At 71.0% G+C, this 24,742-nt stretch carries 23 protein-coding genes; 9 read left to right on the top strand and 14 right to left on the bottom strand.

Annotated features, from left to right (window positions below):
• Positions 1-107: 107 nt before the first annotated feature.
• Positions 108-1,790, top strand: a complete 1,683-nt coding sequence (locus KQY30_RS31055; RefSeq protein WP_217309878.1) for a DUF885 domain-containing protein — start codon at positions 108-110, stop codon at positions 1,788-1,790.
• Between the two features lie 135 nt (positions 1,791-1,925).
• Here the strand turns inward: KQY30_RS31055 and KQY30_RS31050 are convergent, their stop codons facing one another.
• The 8 genes from KQY30_RS31050 to KQY30_RS31015 all read right to left on the bottom strand — a co-directional run bounded on the left by KQY30_RS31050 (position 1,926) and on the right by KQY30_RS31015 (position 12,516).
• Positions 1,926-2,777, bottom strand: a complete 852-nt coding sequence (locus KQY30_RS31050; RefSeq protein WP_217309877.1) for an SDR family oxidoreductase — start codon at positions 2,775-2,777, stop codon at positions 1,926-1,928.
• Positions 2,778-2,895: 118 nt separating this feature from the next.
• Positions 2,896-5,886, bottom strand: a complete 2,991-nt coding sequence (locus tag KQY30_RS31045) for an AAA family ATPase (protein WP_217309876.1) — start codon at positions 5,884-5,886, stop codon at positions 2,896-2,898.
• The gene (locus tag KQY30_RS31040) at positions 5,883-7,049 is read right to left on the bottom strand and encodes an exonuclease SbcCD subunit D (protein WP_217309875.1); all 1,167 of its coding nucleotides are present in this window, start codon (positions 7,047-7,049) and stop codon (positions 5,883-5,885) included. The genes KQY30_RS31045 and KQY30_RS31040 overlap by 4 nt, the downstream gene beginning before the upstream one ends.
• Positions 7,046-7,666, bottom strand: coding sequence for a YigZ family protein (locus KQY30_RS31035; RefSeq protein WP_217309874.1), 621 nt, complete (start codon positions 7,664-7,666; stop codon positions 7,046-7,048). The genes KQY30_RS31040 and KQY30_RS31035 overlap by 4 nt, the downstream gene beginning before the upstream one ends.
• A gap of 93 nt (positions 7,667-7,759) precedes the next feature.
• The gene (locus tag KQY30_RS31030; RefSeq protein WP_217309873.1) at positions 7,760-8,761 is read right to left on the bottom strand and encodes a zinc-dependent alcohol dehydrogenase family protein; all 1,002 of its coding nucleotides are present in this window, start codon (positions 8,759-8,761) and stop codon (positions 7,760-7,762) included.
• A 71-nt stretch (positions 8,762-8,832) separates the two neighbouring features.
• A complete protein-coding gene (locus KQY30_RS31025; RefSeq protein WP_254407388.1) occupies positions 8,833-9,609 on the bottom strand; it encodes a hypothetical protein in 777 nt (258 codons plus the stop codon).
• Positions 9,593-11,245: a VWA domain-containing protein gene (locus KQY30_RS31020; protein WP_217309872.1), complete on the bottom strand. Its 1,653-nt coding sequence runs from the start codon at positions 11,243-11,245 to the stop codon at positions 9,593-9,595. Before KQY30_RS31020 ends, KQY30_RS31025 begins: the two co-directional genes overlap by 17 nt.
• A complete protein-coding gene (locus tag KQY30_RS31015; protein ID WP_254407718.1) occupies positions 11,242-12,516 on the bottom strand; it encodes a hypothetical protein in 1,275 nt (424 codons plus the stop codon). The genes KQY30_RS31020 and KQY30_RS31015 overlap by 4 nt, the downstream gene beginning before the upstream one ends.
• A gap of 247 nt (positions 12,517-12,763) precedes the next feature.
• Between KQY30_RS31015 and KQY30_RS31010 the strand changes: the two genes are divergently transcribed.
• Both KQY30_RS31010 and KQY30_RS31005 read left to right on the top strand, forming a co-directional pair.
• Positions 12,764-13,522: a hypothetical protein gene (locus KQY30_RS31010; protein WP_217309871.1), complete on the top strand. Its 759-nt coding sequence runs from the start codon at positions 12,764-12,766 to the stop codon at positions 13,520-13,522.
• Between the two features lie 161 nt (positions 13,523-13,683).
• Positions 13,684-14,091, top strand: coding sequence for a CoA-binding protein (locus KQY30_RS31005; RefSeq protein WP_217309870.1), 408 nt, complete (start codon positions 13,684-13,686; stop codon positions 14,089-14,091).
• A gap of 48 nt (positions 14,092-14,139) precedes the next feature.
• On the opposite strand, the gene KQY30_RS31000 is transcribed toward KQY30_RS31005, so the two are convergent.
• The 3 genes from KQY30_RS31000 to KQY30_RS30990 form a co-directional block, all read right to left on the bottom strand.
• Complete coding sequence (locus tag KQY30_RS31000) at positions 14,140-14,694, bottom strand: YbaK/EbsC family protein (protein WP_217309869.1); 555 nt, start codon at positions 14,692-14,694, stop codon at positions 14,140-14,142.
• 75 nt (positions 14,695-14,769) lie between these two features.
• Positions 14,770-15,342 carry a helix-turn-helix domain-containing protein gene (locus tag KQY30_RS30995; RefSeq protein WP_046498261.1) on the bottom strand — a complete coding sequence of 191 codons (573 nt, stop codon included), beginning with the start codon at positions 15,340-15,342 and terminating at the stop codon, positions 14,770-14,772.
• Between the two features lie 127 nt (positions 15,343-15,469).
• Positions 15,470-16,210: a DapH/DapD/GlmU-related protein gene (locus tag KQY30_RS30990; RefSeq protein WP_217309868.1), complete on the bottom strand. Its 741-nt coding sequence runs from the start codon at positions 16,208-16,210 to the stop codon at positions 15,470-15,472.
• Between the two features lie 489 nt (positions 16,211-16,699).
• Between KQY30_RS30990 and KQY30_RS30985 the strand changes: the two genes are divergently transcribed.
• The 5 genes from KQY30_RS30985 to KQY30_RS30965 all read left to right on the top strand — a co-directional run bounded on the left by KQY30_RS30985 (position 16,700) and on the right by KQY30_RS30965 (position 21,241).
• Complete coding sequence (locus KQY30_RS30985) at positions 16,700-18,487, top strand: sensor histidine kinase KdpD (RefSeq protein WP_217309867.1); 1,788 nt, start codon at positions 16,700-16,702, stop codon at positions 18,485-18,487.
• A gap of 82 nt (positions 18,488-18,569) precedes the next feature.
• Positions 18,570-19,031, top strand: a complete 462-nt coding sequence (locus tag KQY30_RS30980) for a roadblock/LC7 domain-containing protein (protein ID WP_106409542.1) — start codon at positions 18,570-18,572, stop codon at positions 19,029-19,031.
• Entirely contained in the window at positions 19,028-19,384 is a 357-nt protein-coding gene (locus tag KQY30_RS30975) for a DUF742 domain-containing protein (RefSeq protein ID WP_217309866.1), read from the top strand. Before KQY30_RS30980 ends, KQY30_RS30975 begins: the two co-directional genes overlap by 4 nt.
• A complete protein-coding gene (locus tag KQY30_RS30970) occupies positions 19,365-19,979 on the top strand; it encodes an ATP/GTP-binding protein (protein ID WP_217309865.1) in 615 nt (204 codons plus the stop codon). Before KQY30_RS30975 ends, KQY30_RS30970 begins: the two co-directional genes overlap by 20 nt.
• Positions 19,976-21,241, top strand: coding sequence for a cytochrome P450 (locus KQY30_RS30965; RefSeq protein WP_217309864.1), 1,266 nt, complete (start codon positions 19,976-19,978; stop codon positions 21,239-21,241). Before KQY30_RS30970 ends, KQY30_RS30965 begins: the two co-directional genes overlap by 4 nt.
• A gap of 125 nt (positions 21,242-21,366) precedes the next feature.
• Here KQY30_RS30965 and KQY30_RS30960 read toward each other — a convergent pair whose 3' ends face one another.
• Positions 21,367-22,593 (bottom strand): cytochrome P450, encoded by a 1,227-nt coding sequence (locus KQY30_RS30960; protein ID WP_217309863.1) that lies wholly within the window; start codon positions 22,591-22,593, stop codon positions 21,367-21,369.
• 207 nt (positions 22,594-22,800) lie between these two features.
• Here KQY30_RS30960 and KQY30_RS30955 point away from each other — a divergent pair, with 207 nt between their 5' ends.
• Positions 22,801-23,331 (top strand): gamma carbonic anhydrase family protein, encoded by a 531-nt coding sequence (locus KQY30_RS30955; RefSeq protein ID WP_217309862.1) that lies wholly within the window; start codon positions 22,801-22,803, stop codon positions 23,329-23,331.
• A gap of 112 nt (positions 23,332-23,443) precedes the next feature.
• Here KQY30_RS30955 and KQY30_RS30950 read toward each other — a convergent pair whose 3' ends face one another.
• Together KQY30_RS30950 and KQY30_RS30945 are read right to left on the bottom strand one after the other, a co-directional pair.
• Positions 23,444-24,163, bottom strand: a complete 720-nt coding sequence (locus KQY30_RS30950) for a DedA family protein (protein WP_254407387.1) — start codon at positions 24,161-24,163, stop codon at positions 23,444-23,446.
• A gap of 93 nt (positions 24,164-24,256) precedes the next feature.
• Positions 24,257-24,709, bottom strand: coding sequence for a DUF4442 domain-containing protein (locus tag KQY30_RS30945; protein WP_217309861.1), 453 nt, complete (start codon positions 24,707-24,709; stop codon positions 24,257-24,259).
• Positions 24,710-24,742: the final 33 nt, after the last annotated feature.

The following is a 24,742-nucleotide window of genomic DNA, read 5'->3' as shown; positions in this document are numbered from 1 at the left end:
ACGGGCAGTGGATCGCGGCCCGCCCGCCGCATCCTCGTCGGCCAAACCGCCCCCGGAGCGGAATCCATGATGTGACGGCGGACTCTCTCTTGGAGAAGATGGCCCGCATGTCAGACACAGCCGGCAGCGCGCTGCCCCGCCAGGTCGCCGACGCCTACGTCGACGCACTCATCGAACTCGACCCCATCACCGGCACCTTCCTGGGTGTCGCGGAGAGTTCCCGCCGCCTTCCCGACTTCTCCCCGGCCGGCCAGCAGGCGCTCGCCGATCTCGCCCGGGAGACCCTCAGCCGGCTCGACAAGGCCGAGACGCTGCCGGGCGCGGACACCGATGCCGAGCGGCGCTGCGGCCGGCTGCTGCGGGAGCGGCTCACGGCGGAACTCGCCGTGCACGACAACGATGAGGGGCTGCGCAAGGTCAGCAACATCCACTCGCCGGCACATCACATCCGCGACGTGTTCACCGTGACCCCGGCCGAGACGGACGAGGACTGGGCGGCGATCGCCGAGCGGCTGCGCGCGGTCCCCGCCGCGCTCGAAGGATTCCGTGCCTCGCTGGCCCTGGGCCTGGAACGCAAGCTGTACGCCGGGCCGCGCCCCACCGCGACCTTCATCGGCCAGCTCACGGAGTGGGCGGGCGAGGACCGCGGCTGGTTCGAGGAGTTCGCCGCGGCGGGCCCCGGCGCGCTCCGTACCGAACTGGACGGCGCCGCGCGGCAGGCGACCGCCGCCGTCACCGAGCTGCGCGACTGGATGCGCGACGTGTACGCGTCCGCCGTCGAGGACGCGCCCGACACCGTGGGCCGGGAGCGCTACGCGCGCTGGGCGCGCTATTTCAACGGCACGGACCTCGATCTGGACGAGGCGTACGCGTACGGCTGGTCCGAGTACCACCGGCTGCTGGCCGAGATGAAGTCCGAGGCGGGGAAGATCCTGCCCGGCGCGGGCCCCTGGGAGGCGCTCGCCCATCTGGAGGAGCACGGCGCGCACATCGACGGGGTCGACGAGGTCAGGGACTGGCTCCAGAACCTGATGGACGAGGCGATCGAGGCGCTGGACGGCACGCACTTCGAACTGGCCGAGCAGGTACGGAAGGTGGAGTCCCGGATCGCCCCGCCCGGCGGACCGGCCGCCCCGTACTACAGCAGTCCGTCCGAGGACTTCTCGCGCCCCGGCCGCACCTGGCTGCCCACCATGGGCGCGACCCGCTTCCCGGTCTACGACCTGGTGTCGACCTGGTACCACGAGGGTGTGCCCGGCCACCATCTCCAGCTCGCCCAGTGGACGCTGGTCGCCGACCGGCTCTCCCGCTACCAGGCGACCGTCGGCATGGTCAGCGCCAACGCGGAGGGCTGGGCGCTGTACGCGGAACGGCTCATGGACGAGCTGGGCTTCCTGCCGGACGCGGAGCGCAGGATCGGCTATCTGGACGCCCAGATGATGCGTGCCTGCCGGGTGATCGTGGACATCGGGATGCATCTGGAGCTGGAGATCCCCGCGGACTCCCCGTTCCACCCGGGTGAGCGCTGGACCCCGGAGCTGGCGCAGGAGTTCTTCGGCAACCACAGCGGCCGTCCCGCGGAATTCGTGGAGAGCGAGCTGACCCGCTATCTGTCGATGCCGGGCCAGGCGATCGGCTACAAGCTGGGAGAGCGGGCCTGGCTGCTCGGCCGGGACAACGCCCGCAAGGCGCACGGCGACTCGTTCGACGCGAAGGCCTGGCACATGGCGGCGCTGTCCCAGGGCTCGCTCGGTCTGGACGACCTGGTGGACGAGCTGTCCAAGCTCTGACCGGGGGCAGGAGTACGGTACGGCGCGCGCCGCGACGGTGCCGGCCGGGCCCGGTCGACCGGACCGGGCCCGACGGCCTCTCCATCCAGCGCGCCGCCTCGCGAAGCGCCTGAGACATGACCACGCCCGTCCGTCTCAGCGGGGGAAGCCGCCCTCCGAGTCGATGACCTGGCCGGTGATCCACTCGGCCTCGTCGGTCGTGAGCCAGGCGATCAGCCGGGCCGGGTCGTCGGGCATGCCCCAGCGGCCGGCCGGGAATCGGGCGGCGACCGCTTCGTACGCCGGCCCCGTCAGATAATCGGTGTCGACGGGACCGGGGTTGACGGTGTTGACCGTCACCGCGCGGTCCGCGAGCGCGGTGGCGAGCGAGCGGGTCGCCGAGGCAAGGGCTCCCTTGGCCAGACCGTACGCGATCTCCTCCGGCATACCGCCTCCGAGGTCCTGACCCGAGGTCATCATGACGACCCTGCCGCCGGGTGTACGGGCGGGCAGCTTCGCGCGCAGCCGCGCGTACGCCTGGACGAGCAGGACCACCGACCGGGTGTCGGTCGCCCAGTGCGCGTCCAGCATCGCCGCGTCGATGGTGTCGAGGGTGCCGTCGGAACCGCTCAGGGCATGGTTCGCGACAAGGATGTCGAGCCGCCCGCCGAGGGACTCGGCGGCGGTGCCGATCAGCGCGGCGGGCGCGTCGGTACGGGACAGATCACCGGGTCCGTGCGCCACCAGCGCCGCCGGATCGGCCCGCGCCTCGCGGACAACGGCGGCGACCGCTTCCGGGCCTCCGGGGTCGGCGCCCCAGGGCTGCCCGGCGTCGTGCGGCACATGGTGGTGGAGATAGACGCTCGCGCCGTACGCGGCCAGCCGCCGCGCGACGGCGCAGCCGATACCGCCACGGCGGCTGGCACCGGTGACCAGGGCGGTCCGGCCGCGCAGGGGCAGCGGATCACGGCGGAGGGCCGAGGGAGTGGGGGGTTCAAGTGCGGGCATGGGCGCCCATGGTGGCCGGTACCGCAGCGGATGTCACACGGATTCCGCGGCCGTTGTCCCACACGGGACCGCCCCGGACCACACCGGGACCACCTGCCACCGGCGCTCGCCCCCGCCCCTACACCCGATGGCGCACCGCCGACCCGTGCCGCTCCTTGACGATCTCCAACTGGGCCGGGATACGGCGGCGCAAATCGGCGACATGGCTGACGATGCCGACGCTGCGGTCGCGTTCCCGCAGGCCGTCCAGGACGTCGAGGACCTCGTCCAGCGTCTGGTCGTCCAGGCTGCCGAAGCCTTCGTCGATGAAGAGGGTGTCCAGCCGTACGCCGCCCGCCTCGTCGGTGACCACGTCCGCGAGGCCGAGCGCGAGGGCGAGGGACGCGAAGAAGGTCTCGCCGCCGGAGAGCGTGGCGGTGTCGCGCGCGCTGCCCGTCCAGGCGTCGATGACCTGGAGCCCCAGGCCCGAGCGGCGCTGCCCGCCCGTTCTGGCGTCGGAGTGGACGAGGGCGTAGCGGCCGGACGACATGCGCTGGAGCCGGGCGCTGGCGGCGGCCGCGACCTGTTCCAGCCTGGCCGCCAGGACGTACGACTCCAGGCGCATCTTGCGGGTGTTGTCGGCGGAGGTGCCCGCGGTGAGTCCGGCGAGGCGTGCCACCCGGTCGTACTCCTCGCGGACCGGGCCGAGTCCCCGGACCTCCGCCTCCGCGTGGCGGGAGAGCCTGACGAGTTCGGCGCGGCGGTCCCGGGCGGTGACGGCGGCGGCCGAGGCGTCCTGGAAGGCCTGTTCGGCGGCCTCGTGCGCGGCCTCGGTCGCGGCGGTCCCGGCGGGCGGCCGACCGCCGGCGTCCCGGATCCCGGGTTCGTTGAGCACCGCCTCGATCGCGGCGGCCTCGGCTCCGAACTCGTCCAGTACCCGCTGGAGTCGGCGCCAGTCCGGGTCGGAGAGCAGGGCGGCCGCCGCGGCCTGCGGGGTGTCGAAACCGGCCCGGAACGCGGCGTTGGCGAGTCCGCCGTCGGCCTCCTTGAGCCGGACCGCCGCGGTGTCGGCCTCGCGGGCGGCCTCGGCGGCTCCGGCGAGCCACCGGGCCCGGTCCTCAAGCTGGGCCACCCGGTCGGCGACGGTGCCGGCGTCGCCCCGGGCGCGGTCCAATTCGGTTTGCAGCGAGGCCAGTTCACGGTCTAGGGCTTCGCGCCGTGAGGTGCGGGCGGCGACGCGGCGTTCGGCCTCCCGCTGTGCCGTGAGCCGCTCGTCGTGCTCGCGCTCGGCATGGCCCAGGGCCTCGCGGGCGGCGTGCGTACCGGCGGCGAGCCGGTGCACCTCGGTGTGTTCACGTTCCAACTTCTCGGTGAACAGGAGAAGTTCGCCGACGCTCGCGCCACCGGCCGCCTCGCGGGCCGCCGTGTGCCGCTCCGCGAGCGCGGCCTGTTCGCGCTCGATCTTGTCGCGGACCTGTGCGGCGCGCTGATACTCCGTCAGCGCCGCTTCCTCGACAGCCGGTTCGGGCTGCCCTACGGTGGCGCGGGCGGGCTCCGGATGTACGGCGGAGCCGCAGACCGCGCACGGTTCGCCGTCGACGAGCCGGGCCGACAGTTCGGCCGCCATGCCCCGCAGCCGCCGCTCGCGCAGATCGAGCCAGGTCTCATGGGCGGTGTTGGCCTGCTCCCTGGCCCGGCTCAGCCCCCGTTCGGCCTCGTCGGCCGCCGCCTCCAGTGTGTCGCGCCGCCGGGCCGCTTCAAGGCGGAGCCTGGCGGGTTCGAGTTGCCCCGCGAGCTGTTCGGCACGGGTGGCCGCCTCCTGAGCGGCTTCGATACGGTCCCGGAGCGCCCGGCGTTCGGACTCCCAGCCCGCCAGCCAGCCGGCCGCCTCCTGGAGGAACTCCTCGTCGGCACGCGCCTGCCGGTCCAGTGCGGCACGCTCGCCGGTGATCTCCGCGGCGCGCTGTTCGGCACGCCTGGCCGCGTCGAGGGCGCCGAGTTCCTGCCGTACGGTCCTTTCGAGCGAGGCGAGTTGCTCCGCGCCCGCCCCGGCGAGATGCGCGGGCAGGAGCGCGCTTGCGCTGTCGTACGCGTCGGAGGCCGTCCGGTGCGCCTGCTCGGCCTCGTCGCGCAGGGCGAGCGCCGGGGCGACGAGTTCCGCCTTGTGGGCGCGCTCGATGAAGCCCTGGGCGCGGTCGCGCTCGGGGCGGCGTACTTCGAGTGCCTCGGCGCGGAGCCGGGCCTCGGCGAACCGCCGTTGCAACCGGGCGAGTTCGCGCGCCTCGTCCAGTGCGCGCCGGGCGGTGGACCGCCGGTCCTCGGCCGCCGTGAGCGCCGACTCGGCGATGTCCGCCCGCTCCTGGGCGGTCGTACGGGCGAGCGCCGCCCATTCCAGTACGGCCTCGGCAAGTCCCGCGTCGCCCGGCCGCCGCTCGGGCAGCGCGGCCGAACTGCCGTCCGCCGCCTGGGAGATCCGCTGGGCGATACCGAGCAGCCGCTCGTCGCCCTCGCGTACCCGGTGTTCGGCGGCGCGGCGCAGCTCGGCGAGCCGTTCCTCGACCGCGGCGAACCGGCGGGTGTCGAAGAGTGTGCCGAGGAGCTTGCCGCGCGCCTCGGCGTCGGCGCGCAGAAAGCGCGCGAAGTCGCCCTGCGGCAGTAGCACCACCTGGCAGAACTGGTCCCGGCTCATACCGAGCAGCCGGCCGATCTCCTCGCCCGTCTCCTGGTGCGAGCGGCTGAGCGCCCGCCAGGCACCGCGCCCGGTGTCGTACTCGCGGAGCCAGCTCTGCGCCTTCTCGGTGGTGAAGCCCTTGGCGCGTTTCTTGGGGCGCTGCTGGGCGGGCCGCCGGGTGATCTCCAACCGCCGTCCGCCCACGGTCAGTTCGAGTTCGACCTCGGTGGGTGTCCCGCTCGGCGCGTGGTCGCTGCGCAGCGGGGCCCCGGGGCTCTGGCGGGCGCCGGGCACGGTTCCGTACAGCGCGTAGCACACCGCGTCGAGTACGGAGGTCTTGCCGGCACCGGTCGGACCGTGCAGCAGGAACAGCCCGGCGGCGGAGAGCGCGTCGAAGTCGACGGTCTGGGTGGTGGCGAAGGGGCCGAAGGCAGTGATCGTCAGCCGGTGCAGCCTCACCGGCCCACCTCGCGCACGGCGGCGTCGGCCCGTACCTCGTCGAAGGCGTCGCGCAGCACCGTGCGTTCCCGCTCGTCGGGTCCCGGTCCGCCCCGTACATGGGCCACGAAGTCCTCCGCGATCTGCTGGTCGGTACGGCCCGCGAGGCGCTGGGCGTACGAGGCGTGGGGGTCGTCGTCCCCGCGCTCGGGGGCGAAGACCAGGCTGAGGGTGTGCGGGAAGCGTGCGCTGAGCCGGGCCATGGGTTCGGCGGGGCGCACCGGATCGGTGAGGGTCGCCTCGATCCAGGAGTCCTCGTGGCGGGCGAGCGCGGGATCGGCGAGCAGGGTGGCGAGGGGGCCACGGATCCGGGCCAGCGCGCGGGGCACCGGGCAGTCGACGCGCTCCGCCTCGATCTCGCCTGCCGGTCCCAGCTCCACCAGCCACATGCTCTTGCGGTGGCTGGTCTCCGAGAAGGAGTAGGCGAGCGGCGAACCCGCGTACCGTACACGCTCGTTGAGGGTCTGGCAGCCGTGGAGATGGCCGAGGGCGACATAGTCGACGCCTTCGAAGATCCCGGCGGGCACGGCGGCGACTCCGCCGACGGTGATGTCCCGTTCGCTCTCGCTGGGTTCGCCGCCCACGACGAAGGCGTGCGCGAGGACGACGGAGCGGGTGCCGGGGGCGCGTCCGGCGAGGTCGGCCCGTACGCGCCGCATGGCAGCGCCGAGGACCGCTTCGTGGCCGGCCTTCTCCGTGCCGAACTCGTCGCGTACCAGGGCCGGTTCGAGGTACGGCAGTCCGTAGAGGGCCACTTCGCCATGGGCGTCGGAGAGCAGCACCGGGGTGGCGCAGCCGGCCGGGTCGGTACGCAGATGGATACCGGCGCGCTCGATCAGCCCGGCGCCCACGCCGAGTCTGCGGGCGGAGTCGTGGTTGCCGGAGATCATGACGGTCGGTACGCCGGCGTCAGCGAGCCGGTGCAGCGCGCGGTCGAAGAGTTCGACGGCCGCGAGGGGCGGTACGGCCCGGTCGTAGATGTCGCCCGCGACCAGGACGGCGTCGATCTCGCGGTCGCGGACGGTCGCCACGAGGTGGTCCAGGAAGACGGCCTGGGCGTCGAGCAGTCCGACGCGGTGGAACGACCGTCCGAGGTGCCAGTCGGAGGTGTGCAGAATCCTCAAATGAAGGCCTCGCCGCCCAGTTCCAGTACAGCCGCACCGGCCGTGGTGTCCGCGAGCCAGGCGCGGAAGGCCGGCAGGTCCGCGTCCGGCAGGCCGACCTCGATGGTGACGGCTTCTCCGTACCGCACCTCGCGCACGGTACGCCCGGTCGCGCGCAGATCGTTCTCCAGCCGGCCCGCGCGCTGGTGGTCGACGGTGACGGTGGCCAGCCGGAAGCGCTGCCTGGTCAATGTCCCCACGAGGTCCAGGGTTTCGCCGACCACTCCGCCGTACGCCCTGATGAGCCCGCCCGCGCCGAGCTTGACCCCGCCGTAGTACCGGGTGACGACCGCGGCCGTGTAGCGCACCTCGCGCCGCATCAGCATCTGGAGCATCGGCGCTCCGGCGGTGCCGCCGGGCTCTCCGTCGTCGCTCGCCTTCTGTACGGAGGCGTCGGCGCCGATCACATACGCGAAGCAGTTGTGGGTGGCCGTCGGATGCTCCTTGCGGACACGGGCGACAAAGTCCTGTGCCTCCTGCTCGCTCGCGACGGGCGCCAGGGCGCAGAGGAACCGCGACCGATTGATCTCGACCTCATGCCCACCCGCCCGCGCCACGACCCGGTACCGCTCCTGCATCCCCCCCACCCTATGCGCCGGCCCCGGCCGGGCTCGTCCGGGGCCGGCGCGACCGCGCGGCCACGGGTAATCAGTGGCCGTGTTTCACGTGTTTCATTGGTTTCCGGGAACCAGGAGTACCTTTCCCTTTCTGCCTATTGTCTCCGCCTCCGCCACCGCCTCGGCGACTTCGTCCAGGGAGAACGCGGAGCCTGGCGAAGTTTCCACGATTCCCTCGCGCATGAGCGCCACAATGCCGTCGGCGAGCTGCCGACGCGCTGTGTCGTCCAGTGTGGTGAGCCAGTAGCCCAGCCAGAAGACTTCGAGACTCCGGCGGCCCGCGAGAATGTAGCGCGGGTCCTCGCCGATACGGATCGGTTCGCCGGTGAGGGAGCCGTAGACCAGCAATCTGCCCTCTTCGTGAAGGGCTTTGAACATCTGGGTGCCGGTTTCCCCGACCACCGGGTCGATGGCGTACTTGACGCCTTCCGGGCCCACGATGTCGCGGACCTGTTCGTCGATCGGACCGTCGGTGGAGACGATGACGGCGTCGGCGCCGAGGCGTTTCAGCTCGGGGACCGGCTCGCGGCGGCGGACGACATTGAGCGTCCGGATCCCGTCGTGCTTGGCCAGGCGGATGATCATGCGTCCGATTTCGGAGCCGGCCGCCGACTGGAGCAGCCATTCGCCCCGGGGGACGGCCAGGACCCGGCGGACCATGACGATGGCGGAGGCCGGGTTGATGAAGAAGGAGGCCGCTTGCTCATCGGGAATGTCATCCGGCACCGGAATGAGATCGCGGGCCGGTACCACCGTGTATTCGGCCCAGTTGCCGCCCTTGCTGTTGAGAACGGACACACGCCGGCCGACGGAAATGTCTTTCACGCCCGGCCCGAGGGCATCCACCGTACCCACGCCCTCGAATCCGATCGGCGCCGGGAAATGCGCTTCGAGACCGCCGTAATATCCCCGCACATACAGCAGATCGGACGGATTGACCGGGGTCGCGGTAATACGCACCCTGGCTTCTCCCTCCCCCGGTTCCGGGAGAGGCACCTCGTCCACCGTGATGACCTTCGCGGGTTCACCGTACTGATCGAATCGGACAGCCTTCATGCTTCCATCTCCTTCGATCGCAGGAGATCTCCAGTCTACGGCGGACGGGCCCGCGAGGCCGGTCCGGCAGGTCAGCGGAAGATCGCCATGGCCTGCACTTCGAGCACCGCGTCCCGGGCGTTCCAGTCCTGGACCTTGCCCAGGCAGCGCGCCAGGAACGTGCCCTGTCCGACCCCGGTGCGCAGGCCTTCCGTCGCGCAGGTGACCCGGACACGCGGCCCTTCGCCGGGAAGGTCGGGGTCTCCGTAGGGCGCCTCGAAGACCGTCGTCTCGGACGATTCGCTGATCTTTCTGAACCGGCCCCTGATCAGGACGAAGTCCTCGATGTCCCGCAGCCGTACGGTCCGTGGCGAAGCCCCGGCCCCGGGTCCGGCACCGGCGGCCAGCGCCCTGTTGTGCCGGACCGTCCCGTTGGCGAGATCGACATGGACGATGACGTCCTCCTTCTCAAGGACATCCATGATGACGCCGATCACCGAGATCGGCTCGGCCACTTGGAGGTACTTGCTGACGACCTCCATGGTGTCGCGCCTGCCGCCGCCCAGGGTGGCCCCGAAGGCCGAGGCACGGACGTTCCCCTCCGCACTGTCGCTGGTCCGCTGCTCCACCTCCCGGCGGAGGGCCGCCGCGTAACCGCGCATCTGGTAGTGGTCCATGACGGTCGTGCCATGGAGGTAGAAGCAGATACTGAAGGTGGCCGGCCGGCTGTCGGGCCGCCGCCCGCGGACGAACCGGACGAGCCGGAGGACCGTCAGGACCAGGAGCGCGGCGAGGCAGCCCGCGGTGAGCAGCCATACGAGCATCCAGGGCCACCAAATGCCCCACCACGCCTCACTGATGACACCCACGTATCTCCTTGAAAGCGCTCAGGAGCGACTGGACGGTGGCGTCGGCCATGCGTCCGCCGGTCGTCCGTGCCGCTCGGTCCAGTTCGCCCGTGTCGGCCTCGCCGTAGCGGACGGTGTACGTGCGTACGGCCCGTGCCTCGGGCGGCCGTGCCCGGTAGCGGCGGACGAAGGTGGCGAGGTCGATCCCGGCGTTGTTCTCGCCGTCCGTCATCATCACGATGGACACGTCCCGGCCGGGCCGCTCGCGCACCTCGTCGGCGACCGTGTCGTACGCGTGGTCCAGCGCGGACCAGATGGCGGTGCTCGTACCGAAGCCGTCGGAGGCGACGAAGCCGTGCAGCCGGTCCAGGTCGCGCGGGCTCTCGTAGGTCACGCTCCGCTCGTCGAGCACACGCCCGCCGAATCTCATGACGGTCAGCGACTCGCCCCGGTAGAACCTGACGAACTTTCCGGAGCGCGAGTCGTCGCCGCCGCTCAGTCCGTCGAAGACGGCGCGCAGCCGCGCGATGCGCTCGCCCCTCATCGACCCGGAGAAGTCGAGCAGGAAGATCACCCGGGCGCTTCTGTCACGCCGGGGGTCGCCGTAGTCGGCGAGGAGCCGGTCGACGACCTTCTGGTCGTCGGGGAAGTACAGCGCGTTACCGATGGGCCGGCTCAGACGCGGCAGCCGGGGGACGGCGGGATCGATGGGCCGGCGCAGCGTACGGTCCATGATCTTCTTCTGGACCGGTCCGCTCTTCAGCCATTCCACCAGCGTGTCGTACGCGGCGCGCCGGGCCGGGTCGAGCAGCAGCAGCGGATAGTCGGACAGCACCATGCCGTCCTCCGGATAGACGATCTCCAGCGGCTCGCGAAGCTTTCCCGAGCCGTTGAGGGCGAGCAGTTCGGACTCGTAGGTGATCAGCGCTTCCAGGTTGTCCTGGTCCTTGACGAATCCGTCGACGAGCCCGGCGGAGGTGTCCTCGGCGAGCCGGTGTCCGGCGAAGAAACCGCGCAGCCGGTCACAGGACACATCCTGCGGGCGCAGTACGCCGCCGGTGTCCGCGGCGGCGGTCGCCACACCGACGAGGGCGGCGAGTCCGCTGTTGGCATGGCGCGGATCGGCCATGCCGAACCGCAGGCTGCCGTCGGCGGCGGCGTCGGCGACATCGGCCCAGGAGATCTGCCCGTCGGGCGTGGTACGGCGCAGCCGCTCGGCGGTGGCGGGCTTCAGGCCGATGACGACGGGCGAGCGCATGATGCTGGTGGCGAGGGGCGGTTCGCCGTGGTCCCCGGCCGCTTTCCGCTTGAGCTGGAAGGAGCGGTCGGAGGAGAGCCAGGCGAGATCGTGCCGGTACGAGCCGGAGGCCAGCGCGTCGCCGGCGTCGACGGTGCCCCGGTACTCCATCTCCAGTTTGATGCCGGTCTCCTCGCGCAGGTCGTCGAGGAGCGGCGCCATGTCGGCCAGTTCGGAGCTGGCGAGTACGCGCAGGGTCACCGGCTCGGGGTCACCGGCCGAGCAGGCCGTGACGGCGGTGCCGAGGAGCAGCCAGGCGAGGCAGAGGGCGACAAGGCTCGTCGGGCGCCGGATGCCCCTCGCCGGGCGCCGGATTGTCCGGGAGCGGCGGACCGTACGCGCCCGGGAACTCCGGCTCATTCGGGAACTCCGGGTGAAGCAGCGGTACTTGGGGGCTTCGCCGGCAGCGGCTCCACATCCGGGATGTCGACGGCCGGGCAGCCCCCCACGATCGAGATCATGCGCTCCAGGTACCGGAGTTTGGGCATCGACGAGCGGGTGTTGTCGCCCGCCATCGAGGGGACCGGTATCTGCCGCTCCTCCAGGAACGTGGTGAGCTGGTCGCTGGCGACCTCCCCGGCCGGGTCGAGTATCCGGAAGCCCAGTTCCATCGCCCGCTGCCGCAGCTCCGGGTCACGGGTGACCAGCTCGCCGAGCCGGTCACCGTCCGCGTTGAGCGCGATGAACTGGGGCTGGGTCACGAACTGCTTCGACGGATAGAGCAGCACCCGGTCGGTGTCCAGCTTCCCCGACTTGGCCCGGTACTGCGCCTGATAGGTGAGGTACTGGTGCTCGTACGCCACCACCACGGGCGCGATCCCCGTGCCCTCGGGCGAGATGTACGTACGGAACACGTCGGTGTTCGCCATGCCCTGCTCCAGCAGGGGCTTGATGGCCCGCGCCCGCGCGTCCGCCTCCTGGTCGGTGTCGGGCACCTCGTCGCCCTTGCCGTGCCAGGTGAAGGCGACCAGTCCCAGGTAGGTTCCCGCCGAGTTGGAGTCGCAGACGTCGGAACTCTGGACGAGGATCCGGTTCCCGTTGCTGGGCCCGTGATCGCGGATACCGAGCTCGTTCCACCGCTGCTCGCGGCCGATGGCCGTCAGGAACTTCTCCATGTCCAGCACGTAGTAGAGCGGCAGGCCCGGCCCGGAACGGGGTTGCGCGGTGGCGATCCCGGCGTCCTCAAGGGTCTCGGCGTACGCGCGGTACGTGGGGAGGACGATGGGGCTGACGAACGGCCGGTACACCTTCGTGTCCGCGCGCTGACTGGTGATCAGATCCCCGGCGGGCTGCCCCGAGGGGAACACGAAGTCGTACTTGGAGATGTCCCGGACGGCCACCTCGCGCGAGCCCGAACTGCTGATGTGCACACGGATACGGTGTTTCAGCAGCAGCCGCTGGACCTCGGGGTCCTCGAAGTAGTCCCGTTTGGAGGCCATCTTGCCCTCCAGCGTGACGATCCGCTCGAAGGGCAGCAGGATCTTGCCCTGGACGCCCAGCAGAGTCGCCCCGGTCAGCACGGCGGCCAGGAGCGGCAGGAACACGACCAGGAAGTCGCGCCGCCGCCACCAGGGCGACGACTGCCGCCGTACGTCCAGCCGCGGCTCCTCGACGACCGGTCTTCCCCCCATGGTCACGGACACCCTCCCCCGCTGTCCTCGTCCCACGTCATGAACAGCTTTACGCGCCCGCACGGCGAGCCGGGTGAACCAAAGGCCAACCGAGGGCGAACAGCTCGCCACCGGCGGCCGGGGCGGACCGCCCGGACGGAATGCGATCGGCCGGTTCTGCCGCCGTAAAATCCGGCGCCCAACAGGCCTCGAATGCCTAGAATATGACGCCCCGTCATTGGAATCCAACGGATCCTGTGAGGTGTGCATGGCCGGTACGCGTACGGCGCCGGAGCCGGGGAGCCTCTTCGAGCGCTGGGACGAGCGGGGACTCGCCGTCGCGTGTCTCATCGCCGTCTGCGGATCGCTGGCCGCCGCGCTCTTCGGACTCTCCCCCGCCTGGCAGATGCCGTTCCTCTTCACCGCGGTGTACGCGATTCTGCGCGCCCTCGTCCCACTGACCCGCTCACACCGGGAACTTGCCGGCCTGAGTGCCGAAGTGGCGTCGCTGCGGCGCGACTTCGACCGGGTCAATACCTCCCGTATAGAGCACTATCCGGATGCCGCGTCCTTCTACCAGGCACTCACCGACCATCTTGTCCACCGGGGCCCCCGCCACCTGGACACCTGGTACATGCGGATCGAGACCCCGGACGCCTTCAGCGAGTCCACGGCCGCCTTCGCGGACTACTTCCGGGTGGTGCTCGACTGGGCGCGCGCCGGCGGCTCGGTACGGCGGCTGTTCTGCTCGGGCTCGGGGTCGTCCAGGGGCTACGCGGACTGGATCACCCGCCATCGGAACAACACCCGTGACCTGCACCGGTACAGCGTCCGGGAGGTGACCTGGCCGATCAAGGCCGATCTGATGAGTATGGCGATCATGGACACGACCGCGGTGTTCCTGGCCTTCACGGTCGGCGACCGGGTGCAGGGGATGCGGATCGAGGACAGCGAGGCCGCGTCGTACTTCAAGGCGTACTTCGACCGGCACTGGGAGAACGCCAGGGACGTGCCGCGCACCCCGTGAGGGCGTCTTCGGGCCATCGCCTTCCCGGGATTCGGCCCGGATCCGGCCCCGATTCAGCCCCGATCCGGCCTCGGGAACCGGTCCGGGAATCGTCGGGTTCCGCCGATCGTTGCCGATCGAGAAGGGTGATCGAGCAGACCTTGGACCCATGGGAGGCCGGCATGTACGCCGATCAGGAGACGATCCGCAGGATCCTCACGCAGTCCGGTGACACCTGGGCCGTCGTCGGCCTGTCGTCGAACCAGGGGCGTGCCGCGTACCGTGTCGCCGAGGTCCTCCAGCGGTTCGGGAAGCGGGTCGTCCCCGTCCATCCGAAGGCGGAGACGGTCCATGGCGAGCAGGGGTACCCGTCGCTCGACGCCATTCCGTTCGATGTCGACGTCGTCGATGTCTTCGTCAACAGCGAGCTGGCCGGCAAGGTCGCCGACGAGGCCGTAGCCATCGGCGCCAAGGCCGTCTGGTTCCAGCTCGACGTGATCGACGAGCAGGCGTGCGAGCGTACGCGCGCGGCCGGGCTCGACATGGTGATGGATCGCTGCCCCGCGATAGAGATCCCGCAGCTCGCCTGACCGGTCGCCGCGGATACCGGGGCTCCCCTCGGGCGCCGAGGCCTTCCCTCAGATGCCGAGGCCTTCCAGGACAAGGGCTCCGGGGAGGTCCGCCAGGGCCTTGCCCGGGACGATGAGCTTGCCTCGGCGACGGCCGCTGCCGATCAGGATCCAGTCGGTGTCGAGCACCGCGGAGTCGATCAGCAGCGGCCAGTCGCCGGGCAGGCCGATGGGGGTGATGCCGCCGTATTCCATCCCCGTCTCGCCGACCGCGGTGTCCATCGGGGCGAACGAGGCCTTCCGGGCGCCGAGTTGGCGGCGGACCGTACCGTTGACATCCACCCGGGTGCTGGAGAGGACGACACAGGCCGCGAGGGTGGTCTCGGCGCCGCGTCTGCCCGCCACGACCACGCAGTTGGCGGACTCGCCGAGCAGTTCGGGGCCGTAGTGCTCGGCGAAGACCGCCGTGTCCGCGATCGCCGGGTCGGTGTCCACATAGATCAACTGATCGGCGGGCACCTGGCCCCGCCATGCGCGTACGGCCTCGGCGACGGGCGGCGTCAGCAGGTCGAGGCAGTCGGGGGCGGCCACGGCGTTGTCGAAATGTCCGAGGGGAGCGCGCATGCCCCTCACGCTAACAGCCGTTCCGGGGCGGCCGGCCGGATGTCCCACGGCTCCCGGCCCCGGCGCAGCGGCGCCTCAGCGTACGGGCGGGATCGAGACGGTCATCACCAGCTCGCAGGTTGTCGTGGCGTCGTTGCGGTAGGTGTGGGGCACGCTCGCCTCGAAGGCCGCCGCGGCGCCCGTGGGTACGGTGTGCGGCTCGCCGTCCACGACCAGGGTCAGCTCGCCCGCGGTGACATGCAGCAGCTCGGTCGTGCCCGGCGGATGCGGGTCGGACGAGCTGGCGTCGCCGGGCATCAGTACCCAGGACCACATCTCCAGCGGCCCCCGGGCCTCGGTGCCCACCAGCAGGGTGGTGCTGCTGCCCGCCGGGGTGGACCACATCCGTACGGCCTGGCTCTCCGGCACGATCCGGACCTGCGGGCCCTGCTCGTAGTCGAGAAGAGTCGTGATGGAGACGCCGAGCGCGTCGGCGAGCTTGACGGTGGTGCCGACACTCGGATTCGTACGCGCCTGCTCGATCTGGATGATCATCCCACGGCTGACCCCCGCGCGGGCGGCCAAGGCGTCCAGGGTGAAGCCCCGTTCGCCTCGCCAGCGTTTCAGATTACGGGCCAGCGACTGCGTGAGCTGATCGAGGTCAGACACATTCCGTCCAATATATTCAATGAGATGATTCAGTGAGTTGCACTATGGTGTGGTGCACCCCACCGTTCATCGCACTGTACTGCGCGGCCCGTCGCGGCCGCACCGGCTCCATGACGGGCGCGGCACGTCAGGACGGCCGCTCCAGCTCCGCCAGCGCCAGGAGCTGCTCGGGCGTGATCCCCTCCGGTATCGGCACCGGAGCGGGCGTACGCAGTGGCGGCTGCCAGCCCCGCTCGGCGTCCCAGCACCGCACGACCCGGGCCGGCGCCCCGGCCACCACCGCGTTGTCGGCGACCTCTCCCCGTACGACCGCGCCCGCCGCGACCACCACATTCCGGCCGAGCCGCGCTCCGGGCAGGATCACCGCGCCGGTACCGAGCCAGCAGCCGGGCCCGATCTCCACCGGCTCCATGCGCGGCCACTGCTTGCCGACGGGCACGGCCGGATCGTCGTAACTGTGATTGGTCGAGGTGATGTAGACATACGGCCCGCAGTAGGTGTCGGCACCGATGGACACCGTGGTGTCGGCGATCACATGGCTGCCCCGGCCCAGCACCACCCCGTTGCCCAGCGTCAGCACCGTCTCGGGCCCGAGGTCGATTCCGGGCATCATCCCCGCGGTCAGCGTGACCTGTTCGCCTATGACGCAGTGGTCACCCAGCTCGATCCACGGCTCGCCGAAGACCGTGCCCTGCGGGAAGGCGAGCCGGGTACCGGTGCCGATCCGGCGGAAGCGCAGCCGGCCCGGACGCTCGGCGCTCACCGCGCCCGCCTCCTGGAGCCATCGCCACCCGCCCTGGACGGCCCGCGTGAGCAGGCGCCGCCGCCAGGTGCCCGGTGATGAGAACGTGTTTCTGTTCTTCGGCACGCGCCTCACGGTAGTGGGCGGGGACGGACCGGATCGGGCGTACCCGCTGTGACGTTCGCCCCACGACCTCCCCTGAGATGCACCGCTGAAGGCGTCAAAGGCACCCGTATGAGGGTTTCGGATGGCTGAAATCAGTTGACCACAGCGACGGTTGAGGTCTGAACGCGCGCCCCCGGCCGCCTGCCCGGCGGCCCGAAGGGCGGTGTGGGCGTCCGTACGGGCATGATGGGCCTGGGCGGAAGGGCCAACGGCTGTCATCCCCATCTACCATACCGACGCTGGCCGGTGGGTGACTTCGGGACGAACTCCCCCGTTGTGTGGGCTCCGGCCTTTCCGCGTCCTCCCGCGCCACTCCGCGTGGTTAGCATGAGCGCCACATGTGGTGCGGAAGATCACCGTCCCCATCGGTGTCCGATCCCGCCCGTGCGGCCGTACCGCGCTGGTCGGCCGGTCTGTTCCCCCCGCACTCAAGTACCGAGGGACCGCGGAATGTCAGTGCCTGTCGCCCCCAGCCCGCGCCGCATACGCACGACACGGTCGTCGCTCGCCGTACCCCTGACGGTGGTGGTGCTGTCCGGCGCGGTCGCCGGCGCGGTCGCCGCGGCGGCCCCGGCCTCCGCCCGTAGCTGGGTGGCCGCCACCGTTGCGGCCGCCTGGGCGTGTGTGTCGGTCGCCGTCGTCTCCGCCGCGCTGCTGGTACGCCGGGTCCGGCGCGGCACGACCACGGCGGAGAGCGAGAACAGGACGGCGCAGACCCGGCTCGCCCAGTCCGGCGCCGAATGCGCGCATCTGCTGAATGTCACGCTGCCCGCGGTGGTCAAGAGAGTCCGGGACGGCGCGGGGGCCGACGAGACGCTCGCGGCCACGCCGACGCCGTCCGATCCGCAGCTCCGCCGCCTCCTGGAGCTGTTCACCGCGGAACTGGCGGGCTCCGAGGAGCGCGCCGCCCGGGCCACCGCCGACGGCGAGAGCGCCATGACCCAACTGGGCAGGCTCACCGACGAGTTGGATCTGCTCACCACCAAGACGCTGCCCACCGCGCTCGACGGGCTGCGCGGCGGCGGCTCCGCCGACACGGTGCTCGGCAGTATCGATCCTCCTGCCGATCCCCGGCTGCGGGTCCTGGCCGACTCGGTGGTACGGAACTTCGCCACGAGCGAGCGGCGCGCGGCGGCGGCGCAGGCGGCCAGCGCCAAGGCCCTGAGCCGGGTGCAGGCGAAGGCCGTGAGCATGCTGGCCGATCTGCGGGAGATGCAGGACCGGCACGGCGAGGAGGTCTTCGGGGATCTCCTCAGGCTCGACCACAACACCTCGCAGCTCGGGCTGCTCACCGACCGGCTGGCCCTGCTGATGGGCGGCCGCGCCAGCCGCGCCTGGAACAAGCCGATCGGCATGGAGAGCATCCTGCGCGGCGCGGTCGGCCGTATCGCCGCGTACCAGCGGGTACGGCTGCACTGCTCCAGCACCGCGGCGATCGCCGGATTCGCCGCCGAGCCGGTGATGCACCTCCTCGCCGAACTCATGGACAACGCGGCGAACTTCTCCCCGCCCATCGACGAAGTACATGTCTATGTCGAGGAGCGCACGGCGGGCCTCGTCGTCACCATCGAGGACAGCGGGCTGAAGATGGCCGACGCGGCCATGCGGCGCGCCGAGGAGTCCGTGTCGGGACGGGTCACCGACCTGGCGATGCTCCAGGGCACCCGGCTCGGACTGGCCGTGGTCGGGCGGCTGGCCGCGAAGTACCACATCAGCGTCAACTACCGGCCCTCGTCACGCGGGGGTACGGGGGTCGTGGTGCTGTTCCCGCCGCAGCTCATCGCGCAGCAGCGGATCCTGGCCGCCGAGCAGTCGCTGCTCCGTACGGCGCCGGGGTCGGCGGTGGCCGCGGCCACCGTGCCGCCGGTCACGTCCCTGCCGCCCTCCCCGTCGTTGTCCGCACCGGACGGCCGGGGCACCGCCGCGCCGTCGCCGGCCGGGGACGGCCCCGACGCGGCGACGCCCAACGGCCTTCCGGTGCGCCCGCCCGGCCGCACCATGGCCGCCGCGGACCGCGGCAGGCCGCAGGCGGAGCCGGAGTCCGAGTCCGGGCGCGAGGAGAAACGTCCCGGCCGCGACGCGGGCTCCCAGTTCGGCGCCTTCCACCGCGCCCGCCGCGCCGCCACCACCCCGGCCGACAGCGCGTCCGGCACCACCACCGGCCCGGCACCCGGCACCGGCAGCACTTCCGACCACACCTCCGGCACCGGTGGCACAACCGGGCTTCCGGCGGACTAGGGCGCCCGCGCTCTCCCCGTACGGCGCCCGGGGAATCGGCGCCCATCCCACCCCCCGAACCCGAGACAGGAGACACGGGCTGGTGACCGGCTCACCGGGAACAACCCGCCCCACGCACACCATGCAGACCACCACTGACAACAGCCTGACCTGGCTTCTCGAAAACCTCTTGGAGCGCACCCCCGGCACCCGGCACGCCCTGGTGCTCTCCCGCGACGGGCTGAAGCTCTGCTGGAGCCGCCATCTCACCCTCGACCAGGCCGATCAGCTCGCCGCCATCTGCTCCGGCATCCAGGCGCTCGCGCAGGGCGCCTCGGTGGAGTTCGGCAATGGCACCGGGGGCGTACGGCACTCGATGACCGAGTTCCACGGCGGGCTGCTCTTCATCGTCGAGGCCGGCGACGGCGCCCATCTCGCGGTGGTGGCCGAGGACGGCGCCGACCCCGGAGTGGTGGGCCACCAGATGTCCGAGCTGGTCGAGCAGATCGGTGAGCATCTGCGGGCCGAGCCGCGCACACCGCTCCAGGAGAGTTCACCGTCATGATCCGCCGGCCCGTCGACACCGGGGATCCGGACCGGCTGTACACCGTCACCGGTGGCCGCAGCCGGGCCGACGACGACTCGTTCGACCTGGTCACCCTGATCGTCAGCGAGTGCGAGCCGACGCAGGGGATGCAGTCGGAGCATGTCAAGATCCTCGGACTGTGCCGCCACCCCACCGCGGTCGTCGAGATCTCCGCCGAGCTGAGGCTGCCGGTGACGGTGGTACGTATCCTCCTCGGCGATCTCCTCGCGACGGGCCGGATCACCGCCCGGCACCCGCGCGCCGCGCGCTCCGCCGAACTTCCCGACTCCGCCCTCTTGAAGGAGGTGCTCCTTGGACTCCGCAACCTCTGAACTCCCGGCCCGTACACCGCTGGCCGACGCCGCCGAGACCGGGCTGAAGATCGTCATCGTGGGCGGGTTCGGGGTCGGAAAGACCACCCTCGTCCGCTCGGTCAGCGAGATCCGGCCGCTCAACACCGAAGAGGTGATGACCCAGGCCGGGATCGGTGTCGACGAGACGGCCGGGCTGCCCGCCAAGACCACCACCACCGTGGCGTTCGACTTCGGCCGGATCACCCTCAACGAGCTGATGGTGCTGTATCTGTTCGGCGCGCCCGGGCAGGAACGGTTCTGGTTCCTCTGGGACCGGCTGTTCTCCGGCACGCTGGGCGCGGTCGTGCTGGTCGACACCCGGCGGATGAGCGAGTCCTGGTACGCCATCGACCGGCTCGAACACCACAGAACCCCGTTCGTGGTCGCGGTCAACCGGTTCGACGGCGACGCCTCGTCGTTCTCCCTGGAGGAGATCCGCCAGGCGCTCTCGCTGCCGGACCATGTCCCGCTGGTCGACTGCGACGCCCGGGTGCGTTCGTCGGGCAAGAACGTACTGATCACCCTTGTGGACCACCTCTACGAACTGGCCATGGCCCGGGAGATGACACCATGACCGACGCCACGGGCTCCGCACCCGACCAGGCGCCGCCGCCCGAATGCCCCGCGCACACGGGCGCGGTGCCGCTCAGCGGCCTGGAGTACCAGCAGTCCCCGTCCCAGCTCTACCGCACCCTGCGCAGAGAGCACGGCGCGATCGCCCCCGTCACTCTCGACGGAGGCATTCCCGCGTGGCTGGTGCTGGGCTACTCCGAGGTCTCGTACGTCACGAGCCACGACGAGCTGTTCGCCCGTGACTCCCGGCGCTGGAACCAGTGGGCGTCGATCCCCGCCGACTGGCCGCTGATGCCGTTCGTCGGCTACCAGCCGTCGGTGATGTTCGCCGAGGGCCCCGAGCACCAGCGGCGGGCCGGGGTGATCACGGACGCCCTGGAGGCCATCGATCAGTTCGAACTCGCCCATCTCTGCCGGGAGATCGCCGAGGGTCTCATCAACACCTTCGCGGGCAGCGGGCAGGCCGAACTGATGTCCGCGTACGTGCACGCCCTCCCGATGCGGGCGGTGGTCCGGCTCTGCGGCATGCCCGCGGACAGTGTGGACACCGAGGATCTGGTGCGTGATCTGCGGATCTCACTGGACGCCAATGAGGGGGACGATCCGGTCGCCGCCTATGTGCGCGTGATGGAGCGGATGCAGCAACTGGTCAAGGACAAGCGGGACTCCCCCGGTCCCGACATCACCTCCAGGATGCTGGCCCATCCGGCCGGGCTGACGGACGAGGAGATGGTCGTCGATCTGATCACGGTCATCGCCGCGGCCCAGCAGCCGACGGCCAACTGGATCTGCAACACCCTGCGTCTGCTGCTCACCGACGACCGGTTCGCGCTCAATGTGTCCGGCGGGCGCCTCAGCGTCGGGCAGGCGCTCAACGAGGTGCTGTGGCTGGACACCCCGACGCAGAACTTCGTGGGCCGCTGGGCGGTACGGGACACCCAGCTCGGCGGCCGGCACATCAAGGCGGGCGACTGTCTGGTGCTGGGGCTCGCGGCGGCCAACACCGATCCGCAGATCTGGCCTGAGGGGCATGTCGGCGCCGAGAACTCCGCGCATCTCTCGTTCAGCAACGGCGAGCACCGCTGCCCGTATCCGGCACCGCTGCTGGCCGATGTGATCGCCCGTACCGCGATCGAGACGCTGCTGGAGCGGCTGCCCGATGTGGTGCTGGCCGTGGAGCCGGAGGAGCTGACCTGGCGGCCCTCCATCTGGATGCGCGGGCTGACCGCGCTGCCGGTGAGCTTCACCCCGGTCGTGCAGTAACGCCGTCGCGGGCGTGGCGGCCGGTCGTACGTACCGTACGGCCCGCCCCCGCCCCCGCGACCGGCCCGCCGGGCCCGGGGTTGTCGTCCCCCGGGCCCGGCGGGTGCCGGTCAGGCCAGCATCTGTCAGACCGTGACCGGGGTGAACTCCACCGGCAGCGTCTGCGGTCCGCGGGTGAACACACCCTGCTCGACCGGGTCGAAGCCGTCGGCGAGCCGGAGGTCCGGCATCGCGTCCAGAAGCTGGTTGACGCCGGTCTCGACCTCGGCCTTGGCCAGCAGCGCGCCGACGCAGAAGTGCCGCCCGAGCGCGAAGGCGAGATGGTCGGCGGCGGCGGAGAAGGCGGTCGTGGTGGTCAGATCGTCACGGAAGATGTCAAAGGTGTCGGGGTTCCGGAAGCGGGAGCCGTCCCGGTTGGCAGCACCGATCAGACAGGTCACCGTGGCGCCGGAGGGTATCGTGCCGCCGCTCAGCTCGACGTCCTGGGCGGTCTGGCGCATGATCATGTGAACCGGCGGGGTGTAGCGGAGGGTCTCGGCGAAGGCCCGGTCGATCAGGGTGCGGTCCTCCCGTACGGCGGCGAGCTGGTCGGGGTGGAGCAGCAGATTCGCGAAGATGCTGGCGATCGCCTTGTCGGTGGTCTCGCCGCCCGCCGCGAGCAGCAGACTGCAGAAGGCCTTGATGTCCTCGTCGCTCATGCGTACGCCGTCCACCTCGGCGGAACAGAGCGTGGAGAGCAGATCGTCCCCCAGGTTCTCGCGGCGCTCCCGGATGATCGGGAACATGTACTCGGCGAACTCGATCCGGGTGCGCTCGCCCGCCGCGGTGACCTCGGCGTCGCCGGACAAGTTGCCGAGGAAGGCGATGACCGCGGTGTACCAGCCGTGGAAGCGGGCGTGGTCGGCCTTGTCGAGGCCCAGCATGTCGGCGATGACATTGACGGGGAAGCGGGTCGCGTAGGACTCCACGAGATCGACGGAGCCGGTGTGCCGGAAGCCGTCGATCAGTTCGCGGGAGTTGCGCTCGATGACCGGCTGGAACTTGTTCTGCAGATCGCTGCCGCGGAAGGCGGGCGCGACCAGCGCCCTGCGCACCGAGTGCTCCCGCCCGCTGAGCTGAAGGATCGTTTTGCCGTGTACGGGCTCGATCTGCCAGTCGTAGTTGTCGGTGGTGAACACCGACTCCTTGTCCTTGAAGGCACGCTCGACATCCTCGTACCGCGAGATGATGTAACTCTGCGTGGCTTCATGCCAGATGAGCGGGGCGCTCTCCCGCATCACGCGATAGGCCGGATACGGATTCTCGGCGAACTCGGGGGAAAGGATGTCGGGAACCTGCTGTGCGGTGGCCATGAAGCTCCTTGTTCGATCCCGGCCCGATCGGTAACGGGCACTGCCCCCAAGGTTATTGATCATCCGTCATCACAAATAGCCGACTCCTGGCCGACCTGCCGGGCACCGCCCGGTGCGGGTCGCCTACGGTGCCTGTACGCGGGCCCGCATCCGGCCCGTACGCGCGAAGGGGCCCGCGGGCGACCGGGACGGCACCGAGGAGACGGCATGACACGGCAGGCACTGATCATGGGCGTGGGCGGCAGGGAGCCCGCTGTCGATCCCTCGGCGTTCACGGCGCCGACCGCCGTCGTGGTGGGCGAGGTGACGCTGGGCGCGGAGGTGAGCGTCTGGTACCACACCGTGCTCCGGGCGGACCGCGCGCCGGTCACGGTGGGCGCCGGGAGCAATATCCAGGACAACTGCACCCTGCACGCCGACCCCGGATTCCCGCTCACGGTCGGTGAGCGGGTGTCGGTCGGTCACAACGCGGTGCTGCACGGGTGCACGGTCGAGGACGAGGTGCTGATCGGGATGGGCGCCACGGTCCTCAACGGCGCCCTGATCGGGGCAGGCTCACTGGTCGCGGCGCAGTCCCTCGTACTGCAGGGCATGCGCGTACCGCCCGGTTCGCTGGTCGCGGGGGTGCCTGCCAGGGTCAAGCGCGAGCTGACCGAGGAGGAGCGCGCGGGGATCAGGGGGACCGCGGCACGGTACATCGAGACGGCGGGGGCCCATCGCGAGGCGCACGAGAGCTGAACCGCACGGGAGACGACTGGGCGCTGCGGGAAGCGGGCCGGACCGTACGAGAGGCGTCCGAGGCGTACGGGACGGGTGGGGCCCGTGAGGCGGCGGCCGGGGCGGTTTCCGGTCAGTCGGCGGCCGGCACGCTGCCGGGCTCATCCGCCGGCTTGGTCACTGTCTGTGCCGGTCCGGCCGGCTCGGGCTGTCCGGCGGACTCCGTGACCGGCTGTGCGGCCGGGTGCTCGGCGGCCTTCTTGGCACGGTTCCGTACGACCAGCATCGAGACGATCCCGATCACCACCGCGAGCAGCAGACCGAGCCAGGAGAACCGCTTGAGCCATGCCTCGGCGACGACCCCCACCGAATAGATGACGGCGGTCGTACCGCCCGCCCAGAGGATTCCGCCCAGCACATTGGCGATCAGGAACTTCCAGTACGGCATCCGCAGCACGCCCGCGAGCGGGCCCGCGAAGATACGGAGCAGGGCGACGAAGCGCCCGAAGAAGACCGCCCACATCCCCCACTTCTCGAACGACCGCTCCGCCAGGGCGACCTGGGGTTCACCGCAGTGCTTGGGGAATTTCACCGCGAGCCAGGCCAGCAGCGGCCTGCCGCCCCTGCGGCCGATGGCATAGCCGATCGAGTCGCCGATGATCGCGCCGGCCGTGGCACAGGCACCGAGGATGTACGGATCGATGTCGCCGTGCTGCGAGGCGAGCAGCGCCGAGCTGACGAGGATGATCTCACCGGGCAGCGGGATCCCGAGGCTCTCCAGCCCGATCACTATCCCGACCAGGAGATAGATGCTCACCGGGGGGATGGTCTCTAGCCACTCCTGGACGTGCAACGCCGGTTCCCTCCGTACAACCTGACCATCGACGGGCGGCTGCCCGGCGCGCGCGGGCGCACGGCGGGCAGCCTACCGGGTGGCGGGGACCGCTCAGGAGTGCGGGCGGAGGGTCCATACGACTGTCATCTCACCTGTCACCGCGCCGTCCTCCCGGGTAAGCGCGATGGTCACCGGGAATTCGGGGCGCTCCCCGGCATCGAGTGTGGCGATGACATCGGCCGCCGGGCGGCCCAGTGCCGCGGTGGCGGTGACGGTGCCCATGGCGAGTTTCTTGTAGCCGATTTCCGCCTTGACAGCGAGCGGAACGGCGCGGTGGAGCTGGTCGCCGAAGGCGGCGATCACGATCGCGCCACTGGCGGACTCGGCGAGCGTGAACATCGCTCCGGCGTGCGGCCCGCCGACATGGTTGTGGTACTCGGGCCGGTCCGGCAGCCGGACGACGGCACGCTCCGCGGTGGTCTCCAGGAATTCCAGTCCCAGGGTCTTGACCATGGGGACCGTGGCGGCGAGCAGTTCGCCGGCGGACTTCTGATCAGCGCTCATACAACCGGATGTTACTCACGGGTAGCGGAGCTT

The sequence above is a fragment of the Streptomyces sp. GMY02 genome (genome assembly GCF_019056675.1).
In the GTDB taxonomy this organism is placed as follows: Bacteria; Actinomycetota; Actinomycetes; order Streptomycetales; family Streptomycetaceae; genus Streptomyces; species Streptomyces odonnellii.
This window is presented reverse-complemented; position numbering and strand designations above follow the sequence as displayed.

What these genes read in the sequence shown, in the direction of transcription:
- KQY30_RS31055 (WP_217309878.1), top strand. Translation starts at nt 108, where the DNA reads ATGTCAGACACAGCCGGCAGCGCGCTGCCCCGCCAGGTCGCCGACGCC.
- KQY30_RS31050 (WP_217309877.1), bottom strand. Translation starts at nt 2,777, where the DNA reads ATGCCCGCACTTGAACCCCCCACTCCCTCGGCCCTCCGCCGTGATCCG.
- KQY30_RS31035 (WP_217309874.1), bottom strand. Translation starts at nt 7,666, where the DNA reads ATGCAGGAGCGGTACCGGGTCGTGGCGCGGGCGGGTGGGCATGAGGTC.
- KQY30_RS31030 (WP_217309873.1), bottom strand. Translation starts at nt 8,761, where the DNA reads ATGAAGGCTGTCCGATTCGATCAGTACGGTGAACCCGCGAAGGTCATC.
- KQY30_RS31020 (WP_217309872.1), bottom strand. Translation starts at nt 11,245, where the DNA reads ATGAGCCGGAGTTCCCGGGCGCGTACGGTCCGCCGCTCCCGGACAATC.
- KQY30_RS31015 (WP_254407718.1), bottom strand. Translation starts at nt 12,516, where the DNA reads ATGGGGGGAAGACCGGTCGTCGAGGAGCCGCGGCTGGACGTACGGCGG.
- KQY30_RS31010 (WP_217309871.1), top strand. Translation starts at nt 12,764, where the DNA reads ATGGCCGGTACGCGTACGGCGCCGGAGCCGGGGAGCCTCTTCGAGCGC.
- KQY30_RS31005 (WP_217309870.1), top strand. Translation starts at nt 13,684, where the DNA reads ATGTACGCCGATCAGGAGACGATCCGCAGGATCCTCACGCAGTCCGGT.
- KQY30_RS31000 (WP_217309869.1), bottom strand. Translation starts at nt 14,694, where the DNA reads ATGCGCGCTCCCCTCGGACATTTCGACAACGCCGTGGCCGCCCCCGAC.
- KQY30_RS30985 (WP_217309867.1), top strand. Translation starts at nt 16,700, where the DNA reads ATGTCAGTGCCTGTCGCCCCCAGCCCGCGCCGCATACGCACGACACGG.
- KQY30_RS30975 (WP_217309866.1), top strand. Translation starts at nt 19,028, where the DNA reads ATGATCCGCCGGCCCGTCGACACCGGGGATCCGGACCGGCTGTACACC.
- KQY30_RS30965 (WP_217309864.1), top strand. Translation starts at nt 19,976, where the DNA reads ATGACCGACGCCACGGGCTCCGCACCCGACCAGGCGCCGCCGCCCGAA.
- KQY30_RS30960 (WP_217309863.1), bottom strand. Translation starts at nt 22,593, where the DNA reads ATGGCCACCGCACAGCAGGTTCCCGACATCCTTTCCCCCGAGTTCGCC.
- KQY30_RS30955 (WP_217309862.1), top strand. Translation starts at nt 22,801, where the DNA reads ATGACACGGCAGGCACTGATCATGGGCGTGGGCGGCAGGGAGCCCGCT.
- KQY30_RS30945 (WP_217309861.1), bottom strand. Translation starts at nt 24,709, where the DNA reads ATGAGCGCTGATCAGAAGTCCGCCGGCGAACTGCTCGCCGCCACGGTC.